This window comes from Nocardioides sp. zg-DK7169 (genome assembly GCF_013155365.1).
GTDB lineage: Bacteria > Actinomycetota > Actinomycetes > Propionibacteriales > Nocardioidaceae > Nocardioides.
This window is the reverse complement of record NZ_JABJRA010000022.1, coordinates 1-8,725: the sequence shown is the minus strand read 5'-3', so window position 1 is coordinate 8,725 and position 8,725 is coordinate 1. Positions and strand designations below refer to the sequence as shown.

The following is an 8,725-nucleotide window of genomic DNA, read 5'->3' as shown; positions in this document are numbered from 1 at the left end:
CAGAATCATTGTCAAAGAAACCATCGACACCACCAAGGCAAAGCCAAGATCATGTCGACGGGGCATAACAAACTAATTCGTCGACTATATGACACACTGTTGAGTTCTCAAGGATCAGACACACCCGATAGTCGGCCTCTCGGCCTCCCCCTCGGGGCTTGCACTACTTTACCTCGGACTTTCCCGCCTTGCAAACCGGCCCGTTTCCCGTTTCCCACGCCCAATAATTCAAGGCCTGGAAAAGCTGGAAAACATTCTCGGCTATTCGGCGAGTTTCTCCGTGGAGAATCTTGCCTCACAACCGCCGGTCAAGCAATTCGGGGCTTTTCAGTCCCTGCCCTGCGCGCTGAGCACACGACACCGCAAGGGCGCCGCGCAACTTCCGCGAACAAGACGGCCACCCCACACCCACGCCTGCGACTCCTTGACCGGAGGCCGCACCCGCTGCACTGGGGCAACTCGGAGAACATTACGTGCGCCATGCCCATCCGGCAAGTCGACGGAACGTGACCCCCGCCACGCTCCGGGATACGCCGACGGCCGGGAGCACGCAGTGCGTGCTCCCGGCCGTCGGGTGGTGATGTCGGCAGGCGCTCAGGTGAGCTTCTCGAGGATCAGCTCGCGGACCCGGCCGGCGTCGGCCTGCCCGCGCATCTCCTTCATGACCGCGCCGATGAGCGCGCCCGCGGCGGCCACCTTGCCGTCGCGGATCTTGTCCGCGACGTCGGGGTTCGCGGCGATCGCGTTGTCGACGGCGCTGGACAGCGCGCCCTCGTCGGAGACGATCGCGAGGCCGCGCTTCTCCACGATCTCCTCGGGAGTGCCCTCCCCCGCGATCAGCCCGTCGAAGACCTGGCGGGCCAGCTTGTCGTTGAGCGAGCCGGCGTCGACCAGCTTCTGCACCGAGGCGACGTCCCCGGGCGTCACGCCCAGGGCCGCCAGCTCGAGGCCGGAGTCGTTGGCACGGCGGGCCAGCTCGGAGAGCCACCACTTGCGCGCCGCCTGCGGCGAGGCGCCGGCGGCGATGGTCTCCTCGACCAGGCCGAGCGCACCCGCGCCGACGGTGTCGCGCATCTCCAGGTCGGAGAAGCCCCACTCGGCCTGCAGGCGGGCCCGCTTCTGCGTCGGGTTCTCCGGCAGCGTGCCGCGCAGCTCCTCCACCCACTCGCGGCTCGGCGCCACGGGCACCAGGTCGGGCTCGGGGAAGTAGCGGTAGTCCTCGGCGTCGGACTTCTCCCGGCCGCTCGTGGTGATGCCGGTGTCCTCGTGCCAGTGCCGCGTCTCCTGCAGGATCGAGGCCCCCGAGTTCAGGATCGCCGCGTGCCGCTGCATCTCATAGCGCACCGCGCGCTCGACCGAGCGCAGCGAGTTCACGTTCTTGGTCTCGGTGCGGGTGCCGAGCACCTCGCTGCCCTGGGGGGCGAGCGAGAGGTTGACGTCCGCGCGGATCGAGCCCTGGTCCATCCGGGCATCGGAGACCCCGAGGGCCAAGATCAGCTCACGCAGCTGGGCGACGTACGCCCGGGCGATCTCCGGGGCCTTCTCCCCCGCGCCCACGATCGGGCGGGTGACGATCTCGATCAGGGGGATGCCGGCGCGGTTGTAGTCGACCAGCGAGTGCGAGGCGCCGTGGATGCGCCCGGTGGCGCCGCCGACGTGCAGCGACTTGCCGGTGTCCTCCTCCATGTGGGCGCGCTCGATCTCGACCCGGAAGACCTCGGTCCCCCCGTCGCCGTCGTCGAGCGTGACGTCCATCCACCCGTCGAAGGCGATCGGCTCGTCGTACTGCGAGGTCTGGAAGTTCTTCGGCATGTCCGGGTAGAAGTAGTTCTTCCGCGCGAAGCGGCACCACTCCGCGATGTCGCAGTTCAGCGCGAGGCCGATGCGGATCGCCGACTCCACCGCCTTGGCGTTGACCACCGGCATCGCGCCCGGCAGGCCCAGGCAGGTGGGGCAGACCTGGGTGTTGGGCTCGGCGCCGAACTCCGTGGGGCAGCCGCAGAACATCTTGGTGTTCGAGTTGAGCTCGACGTGGACCTCCAGGCCCAGCGCCGGGTCGTAGGACGCCAGCACGTCGTCGAACGGGACCAGCGCGGCCCCGGTGTGCGTCGCGGTCATCGGGCGATCTCCTGTCGCTCGTCGAGAGCGGGGGCGCGGTCCAGCAGCGGACCGCCCCACTGCTCGGTCAGTGCGGCCTCGAGGGCGGCGCCGACGCGGTAGAGGCGGTCGTCGGCCAGGGCCGGGGCCAGGATCTGGAAGCCGGCCGGCAGCCCGTCCTCGTCGGCGAGGCCGCTGGGCAGCGAGATGCCCGGGACACCGGCGAGGTTGGCCGGGATGGTGGCGAGGTCGTTGAGGTACATCGCCAGCGGGTCGTCGAGCTTCTCGCCCAGCTTGAAGGCGGTGGTCGGCGCGGTCGGCGACACCAGCACGTCGGCCTTCTCGAAGGCCGCCTCGAAGTCGCGGGTGATCAGCGTGCGGACCTTCTGCGCGGTGCCGTAGTAGGCGTCGTAGTAGCCGCTGGACAGCGCGTAGGTGCCCAGGATGATGCGGCGCTTGACCTCGTCGCCGAAGCCGGCGTCGCGGCTGGCGCGCATGACGTCCTCCGCGGACGGGTCGTCGATCCCCTCGGGGAGGACCCGCAGGCCGTAGCGCATCGCGTCGAACTTGGCGAGGTTGCTCGAGGCCTCGCACGGCATGATCAGGTAGTAGGTGGCCAGCGCGTGCACGAAGCTCGGGCAGGACACCTCCACGACCTCGGCGCCGGCCTTCACCAGCAGGTCCAGCGACTCCTGGAACCGGGCCTGGACGCCGGGCTGGTAGCCCTCGCCCTGCAGCTCCTTGATGACGCCGACGCGCAGGCCGGAGAGGTCGCCGGCCGCGCCCTGGCGGGCCGCCTCGACGAGGGCGGGGACCGGCTGGTCGACCGAGGTCGAGTCGAGCGGGTCGTGGCCGCCGAGCAGCTCGTGCAGCAGCGCGGAGTCGAGCACCGTGCGGGTGACCGGGCCGACCTGGTCGAGGCTGTTGGCCATCGCCACGAGGCCGTAGCGCGAGATCCCGCCGTACGTCGGCTTCACACCGACCGTGCCGGTCACCGCGCCGGGCTGGCGGATCGACCCGCCGGTGTCGGTGCCGATTGCGAGCGGGGCCTCGAAGGCGGCGACGGCCGCGGCCGATCCGCCGCCGGAGCCGCCGGGGATGCGAGTCTGGTCCCACGGGTTGCGGGTGGGGCCGTAGGCGGAGTGCTCGGTGGAGGAGCCCATCGCGAACTCGTCCATGTTGGTCTTGCCCAGGATCGGCAGGCCCGCGGCCTTCAGCTTCGCGACGACGGTGGCGTCGTACGGCGGCACCCAGCCCTCGAGGATCTTCGAGCCGCAGGTGGTCGGCAGCCCCTCGGTGGTCAGCACGTCCTTGACCGCGACCGGCACGCCGTCGAGGTAGGAGGCGGGGGTGCCGGCGGCGCGGCGGGCGTCGGACTCGCGGGCGCTCGCGAGCGCACCCTCCGCGTCGACGTGGAGGAAGGCGTGGACGCCGGACGCGGCGTCGCCGTCGACCGCGGCGATCCGGTCGAGGTGGGCCTGGGTCAGCTCGACCGAGGTCACCTCCCCGGCCGCGAGGGCGTCGGCGAGCTCGGCCGCGGAGCGGCGGGTCCAGTCGGTGGTCGGGTCGCTCACTGCTCGTCTCCCAGGATGCGCGGCACGGAGAACCGCTGCTGCTCGGACTCGGGGGCGCCGGCCAGCGCCTGCTCGGCGGTGAGGCCGGGGCGCACGACGTCCTCGCGGAACACGTTGGTCAGGGGCAGCGGGTGCGAGGTCGGGGGCACGTCGTCACCGGCCACGCCGCTGATCGAGGCGACCGACTCGAGGATCACCGACAGCTGGGGTGCAAGGTGGTCGAGCTCGGCATCGGACAGGTCGATCCGGGCGAGGTCCGCCAGGTGCGCGACCTCGTCTCGGGAGATCTCAGGCATGCCCCCATCCTAGGTGCCCGGCGCGCCCGCACGACGAGTCGGTCCGTCGGCCTACGCTGACTCGGTGCCGACGCCGCCCGACGCTCCTGCCCCTCCGTGCCGGGTGCTCCTCGCCGGGCGCAGCGGCTCGGGCAAGACCACCTTGGGTCGCCGGCTCGCCGAGGTGCTCGCGATTCCCCACGTCGAGCTCGACGCGCTGCACCACGGACCCGGTTGGACCCCGCGCCCGGAGTTCCTCGACGACGTCGACCGGCTGGCCAAGGAGGCGCCGCTGCTCAGAGCGCGTCCGGACCGCCCTCGAGCAGCGTCTTGAAGCCGGCCTCGTCGAGGATCGTGAGGCCGAGCTGCTCGGCCTTGTCGGCCTTGGACCCGGCGTTCTCGCCGATCACGACGTAGTCGGTCTTCTTCGACACCGAGCCGGACGCCTTGCCACCGCGGGCCAGGATCGCCTCCTTGGCGGAGTCGCGGCTGAAGTCCTCCAGCGAGCCGGTCACCACGATCGTGAGGCCCTCCAGGGTGCGCGGCACCGAGTCGTCGCGCTCGTCGGCCATCGTGACGCCGGCGCGCTCCCACTTGTCGACGATCTCGACGTGCCACGGCTCCTTGAACCACTCGATGACGGCCTCGGCGATGGTGGGTCCGACGCCCTCGGCAGCGGCGAGCTGCTCCTCGCTGGCCCCCCGGATCGCCGCCATCGAGCCGAACTCGGTGGCCAGCGCGCGGGCCGCGGTCGGCCCGACGTGGCGGATGGACAGCGCGACCAGCACCCGCCACAGCGGCACCTGCTTGCGCTCGGCGAGGTTGGCGAGCAGCTTGGCGCCGTTGGCGGTCAGCTGGGGGCCCTCCTCGTCCTTCTTCGGCGCCCGGGTGAACAGCGGCGCTCGCCGCAGCTGGTCGGCGGTGAGGTCGAAGACGTCGCCCTCGTTGTCGATCACCTGCGCGTCGAGCAGGGCGGTCGCCGCCTCGTAGCCGAGGCCCTCGATGTCGAAGGCGCCGCGCCCGGCGACGTGGAAGACCCGCTCGCGGACCTGGGCGGGGCACTTCTCGTGGTTGGGACAGCGGCGGTCCTTGTCCCCCTCCTTCTGCTCGACCAGCGGCGTCCCGCACGCGGGGCACTCGGTGGGCCCGACCCAGGCGGGCAGACCCTCGGGGCGCAGCGCGAGCACCGGGCCGAGGATCTCCGGGATCACGTCGCCGGCCTTGCGCAGGATGACCGTGTCGCCCGGGCGCACGTCCTTGCGCTCGACCTCGTGGTAGTTGTGCAGGGTGGCGTTCTCGACCGTGGAGCCGGCCACCCGCGTCGGCACCATGACGCCGTACGGCGTGACCCGGCCGGTGCGCCCGACGTTGACCCGGATGTCGAGCAGCTCGGCGTTGACCTCCTCGGGCGGGTACTTGAACGCGATCGCCCATCGCGGCGCCCGGCTGGTGGAGCCGAGCCGGCGCTGCAGGGAGACGTCGTCGACCTTGACCACCACGCCGTCGATCTCGTAGGGCACGATCGTGTGCCGGTTGGCGCCGGCGTTCTCGATGTAGGCCTCGACCTCGGTCAGCGTCGGCACCACCCGGACCTGCTCGCTCACCGGCAGGCCCCAGGCCGCCAGCGCCCGGTAGGCGTGCGACTGCGCCTGGGGCTCGAACCCGCGGCGCTCGCCGATGCCGTGGCAGACCATGCCCAGCGCGCGGGTCGCGGTGACCCGCGGGTCCTTCTGGCGCAGCGAGCCGGCCGCGGCGTTGCGGGGGTTGGCGAAGACCGGCTTGCCGGCCTCGGTCATCGACTCGTTGAGCCGCTCGAAGGACTCGACGGGCAGGAACACCTCGCCGCGGACCTCGATCAGCGCCGGGACCGGGAACTCCTCGGTCGTGGCCAGCCGGTCCGGCACCGCCTCGATGGTGCGGACGTTGGGGGTGACGTCCTCGCCGGTGCGGCCGTCGCCACGGGTCAGCGCGCGCACCAGCCGGCCGTTCTCGTAGAGCAGGTTGATCGCCAGGCCGTCGACCTTGAGCTCGCAGAGCAGGTCCGGCTTCTCGACGCCGTCGCGGCCCAGGCGGGCGTACCAGGCCTCGAGCTCCTCGAAGGAGAACGCGTTGTCGAGGCTCTCCATGCGGCGCAGGTGGTCCACGGCGGTGAACTCGGTGGAGACCGCGCCGCCGACCTTCTGGGTGGGGCTGTCGGGGGTGCGCAGCTCGGGGAACTGCTCCTCGAGCTCCTCCAGGCGGCGCATCCGGCGGTCGAAGTCCGCGTCGTCCAGGGTGGGGGCGTCGAGGACGTAGTAGCGCCAGCGCGCGTCCTCGATCTCCTCGGCCAGCGCACGGTGCTGCTCGCGGGCCTCCTCGGTGGCCGGGGTGGGGTCGCTCATGGGGGCTATCTTGCCGCGCCCCACCGACGTCCGGCTCCCCGCGGTGTCGCCGGGATTTAACCCGTCGCGGGAACATCGCGGGCTTCCTAGCCTGTTGTGACGGAGGACACCCCCCGCCGTCCTCGGCGTCGGGCCCGCGCGTCCCTTCCGCGCAGCCCGCCCCGTCCACCACCTCCCCCGTCCCGCGAAGGAAGCCCCATGTCAGACGCCGCCACGAGCGCCGAGCGCACCGGCACCGGCACCACCCGTCACCTGGGCTGGGCCCTGGTGCTGATCTCGGTCGCGCAGCTGATGGTCGTGCTGGACGGCACGATCGTGAACATCGCGCTGCCCTACATCCAAAGCGACCTGCGCATCTCCGAGGCCAACCTGACCTGGGTGGTCACCGGCTACGCGCTCGCCTTCGGCAGCCTGCTGCTGCTCGGCGGACGCCTCGGCGACCTCTACGGCAGGCGCCGGATCTTCATGACCGGCCTCATCGTCTTCGGCGTGGCCTCCCTGCTCGGCGGGCTGGCTACCAACGAGGGCCTGCTGCTCGCGGCCCGCGCGCTGCAGGGCCTGGGCGCCGCGCTTGCCTCCCCCGCCGCGCTCGCCCTGATCACCACGACGTTCCCGGCCGGCCCGAAGCGCAACCGGGCCTTCGCGGTGTACGCCGCGATGTCCGGCGCCGGCGCGGCGGTCGGGCTGCTGCTCGGCGGCTGGCTCACCGGGCTGGACGGCGTGCTCGGCTTCGACGTCGAGGGCTGGCGCCTCACCCTGCTCATCAACACCCCGATCGGCCTGGCCGCCGCGTTCCTTGCCCCTCGCTTCCTCGCGGAGTCCGAGAGCCACCACGGTGAGCTCGACCTCGTCGGCGCGGTGCTCGGCACCCTCGGCCTGCTCGGCGTCGTGTACGGCGTGAGCCGGGCCGGCGAGCCGGACCACGGGTGGACCGACCCCTGGACCCTGGCCAGCCTGGGCACCGGGGTGCTGCTGCTCGCGGTGTTCCTGGCGGTCGAGCTCCGCGTCGCCAACCCCCTGCTGCCGGCCCGGGTGTTCCTGAACCGCACCCGGGCGGCGAGCTTCGCGGCGATGTTCCTCGCGCCCGCGGCCATGTTCGCGATGTTCTTCTACCTGTCGCGCTACATCCAGGTGGTCATGGACTACTCCCCGATCCGCGCCGGCGTCGCGTTCCTGCCGTTCTGCGCCGGCATCGTGGTCGCCGCCGGGCTGGCCTCCAACCTGGTCAACCGGGTCGACCCGCGCTACGTGGCCGGCGTCGGCACCCTGATGGCGGCCGGCGGGCTGTTCGGGTTCTCCCGGATCCCCTACGACACCTCGTTCCCGCCCACCGAGGTGCAGGCGACGTACGTCGGCGACCTGCTGCCGTTCATCCTGCTGATGGCGCTCGGCATGGGCGCCACGTTCGTCCCGCTGACGCTGACCGCCGTGCACCGGCTGCGCCCGGAGGAGACCGGCATCGGCTCGGGGGTGCTCAACACCATGCAGCAGGTCGGCGGCGCGCTCGGCCTGTCGGTGCTCGCCACCATGGCCAGCGGCGTGTTCACCGAGCGCGGCGAGGAGCTGGCCCGGGCCGCGGAGCGCGCAATGGCCGGCGGCCCGCGCCCCACCGAGGCGCAGCTCGCGGCGATGGAGACCGTCGGCGCCAACCAGGTCTTCGCCGAGGGAGCCACCCACGCCTTCCTCGTCGGCGCGGTGATGATGCTCGCCGCCTCGCTGGTCACCTTCATCTTCCTGCGGGTGCGCCACGAGGAGCTCGCCACCGAGGACGCCCCGGTCGCCTCGCACTGATCCTGGGTGGTGGTGGCGTCGCGCCGAGCGACTGGGGATCGCAGGGCTGCGTCTCCTCGGAGTCCCGGGAGAGCACGGCCGCCTCGTCGTCGTAGGCGGCCGCGAGCAGTGCGTAGTTGCGCTCGGTCATGGTGGTTCCTTCAGGGCACAAAGCCCATGGCGGGACCACGGCCGACACCCATGAAGGGGCGCTGGGTGGTCATCCACAGGGACACTGACCTGCGACGACAGTGGCCCGGGACTGTCGGTGGTCGATGGTTGAGTAGGTCCATGGAGGCACCCTTCGCACCCCGATCCGGTCACCCGGTGGCCGCGGCGGTGGCGTGCGTGCACGAGGTCCTCGACACCGTCGCCGGCGCTCCGGTGTGGTCACTGACCGAGGCCGAAGCCGGCGCGATGCTGCTGGAGCTGGGTGCCGAGATCGCCCGGCTGCAGGAGCTGCGGCTGCGCGTCGCCGCGCACGCGCATTCGGTCGAGGTCGGAGACGCGGTCGGTGCGACGAGCACCGCGAACTGGTGGGCGCACCAGTCGCGGCTGACCCGCCCGGAGGTCCACCGGTTGATGCGGGTTGCTCGGGCCCTCGACACCGGCCACCACGACGGTGTCC

6 protein-coding genes and 1 pseudogene are annotated in these 8,725 nt (G+C 71.8%); 3 read left to right on the top strand and 4 right to left on the bottom strand.

Annotation, left to right across the window (positions count from 1 at the left end):
• Positions 1 to 594: 594 nt before the first annotated feature.
• The 3 genes from gatB to gatC are packed head-to-tail and all read right to left on the bottom strand — an operon-like array spanning position 595 to position 3,967.
• The gene (gene gatB, locus HOQ23_RS20395; protein ID WP_172217469.1) at positions 595 to 2,118 is read right to left on the bottom strand and encodes an Asp-tRNA(Asn)/Glu-tRNA(Gln) amidotransferase subunit GatB; all 1,524 of its coding nucleotides are present in this window, start codon (positions 2,116 to 2,118) and stop codon (positions 595 to 597) included.
• The gene (gene gatA / locus HOQ23_RS20390) at positions 2,115 to 3,671 is read right to left on the bottom strand and encodes an Asp-tRNA(Asn)/Glu-tRNA(Gln) amidotransferase subunit GatA (protein ID WP_172217468.1); all 1,557 of its coding nucleotides are present in this window, start codon (positions 3,669 to 3,671) and stop codon (positions 2,115 to 2,117) included. Before gatA ends, gatB begins: the two co-directional genes overlap by 4 nt.
• Entirely contained in the window at positions 3,668 to 3,967 is a 300-nt protein-coding gene (gene gatC, locus HOQ23_RS20385; RefSeq protein WP_172217467.1) for an Asp-tRNA(Asn)/Glu-tRNA(Gln) amidotransferase subunit GatC, read from the bottom strand. Before gatC ends, gatA begins: the two co-directional genes overlap by 4 nt.
• A 64-nt stretch (positions 3,968 to 4,031) precedes the next feature.
• On the opposite strand from gatC, the gene HOQ23_RS20380 reads away from it, so the two are divergent.
• Positions 4,032 to 4,280, top strand: a complete 249-nt coding sequence (locus HOQ23_RS20380) for a shikimate kinase (protein ID WP_172217465.1) — start codon at positions 4,032 to 4,034, stop codon at positions 4,278 to 4,280.
• On the opposite strand, the gene ligA is transcribed toward HOQ23_RS20380, so the two are convergent.
• Positions 4,243 to 6,327 (bottom strand): NAD-dependent DNA ligase LigA, encoded by a 2,085-nt coding sequence (ligA, locus tag HOQ23_RS20375; RefSeq protein WP_172217463.1) that lies wholly within the window; start codon positions 6,325 to 6,327, stop codon positions 4,243 to 4,245. The two genes, HOQ23_RS20380 and ligA, sit on opposite strands and share 38 nt — an antisense overlap.
• 198 nt (positions 6,328 to 6,525) lie before the next feature.
• On the opposite strand from ligA, the gene HOQ23_RS20370 reads away from it, so the two are divergent.
• Together HOQ23_RS20370 and HOQ23_RS20365 are read left to right on the top strand one after the other, a co-directional pair.
• On the top strand, positions 6,526 to 8,118 hold the full coding sequence (locus HOQ23_RS20370; RefSeq protein ID WP_172217461.1) for an MFS transporter: 1,593 nt from the start codon (positions 6,526 to 6,528) through the stop codon (positions 8,116 to 8,118).
• Between the two features lie 270 nt (positions 8,119 to 8,388).
• Positions 8,389 to 8,725 (top strand): annotated as a pseudogene (locus HOQ23_RS20365) (HNH endonuclease); the annotation flags it as partial.

What these genes read in the sequence shown, in the direction of transcription:
- gatB (WP_172217469.1), bottom strand. Translation starts at nt 2,118, where the DNA reads ATGACCGCGACGCACACCGGGGCCGCGCTGGTCCCGTTCGACGACGTG.
- gatC (WP_172217467.1), bottom strand. Translation starts at nt 3,967, where the DNA reads ATGCCTGAGATCTCCCGAGACGAGGTCGCGCACCTGGCGGACCTCGCC.
- HOQ23_RS20370 (WP_172217461.1), top strand. Translation starts at nt 6,526, where the DNA reads ATGTCAGACGCCGCCACGAGCGCCGAGCGCACCGGCACCGGCACCACC.
- ligA (WP_172217463.1), bottom strand. Translation starts at nt 6,327, where the DNA reads ATGAGCGACCCCACCCCGGCCACCGAGGAGGCCCGCGAGCAGCACCGT.